The 726-nt window shown below is 66.3% G+C and carries 1 protein-coding gene; it reads right to left on the reverse strand.

The window, feature by feature from the left end:
* Positions 1-656 (reverse strand): RNase adapter RapZ (rapZ, locus tag ACXJKJ_RS30515; protein ID WP_457395181.1); only part of this gene is annotated, 656 nt, incomplete at its 3' end.
* Positions 657-726 lie beyond the last annotated feature (70 nt).

Here is a 726-nt window from a genome sequence, read left to right on the forward strand (position 1 = left end):
GCCGAGACCTGTTCGACGAATTTCGCCACGTCCGCCTCGGCGTCCAGGTAGTCGCGGACGCCCGCATCGCGGCCGGACAGCGGACGCAGGGTGGCATCCCAGTGCGGGTTCGGGAGCGCGCGCGCGTCGAAGACGAAGTCGGCGTCGCTGGGCACGCCGCGGCGATAGGCGAAGGATTCGAACAGCAGGGAAACCGCTGTGGTGCCGCCGATGGCGAACTCCGTGACGACGTGCCGGCGCAGCTTGTGCACGTTCATGCTGCTGGTCTCGACCACCGCATCGGCGACTTGCCGCAGCGGGCGCAGTACCTGGCGCTCGAGCGCGATCGCATCGAGCAACGACAGGCCAAGCTGGCTCAATGGATGGCGGCGCCGGGTATCGGCATAGCGCTTGAGCAGGACCTCGTCGCTGGCATCGAAGAAGACCAGCTTGGGGTCCATGCCCATCGCCCCCACGGCCGACAGCCAGGTCGGAAGGTTGGTGAGGTCCCGGCGATTGCGCACGTCGATGCCGACGGCCAGCTTCTCCGGCGAATTGCTGTCGCTGTTCACGCTCTGCACGAATTGCGGCAGCAGTTCGGCGGGCAGGTTGTCGACGCAGTAGAAGCCCAGGTCCTCGAAGGTATTGAGCGCGACCGACTTTCCCGAGCCGGACATGCCGCTGACGATGACGAGGGTGGATGGTGGCGTGGTATTCACGTTGTGGTCGCGTCGCGTGGATGTAGGC

Source organism: Roseateles sp. P5_E1 (assembly GCF_054049335.1).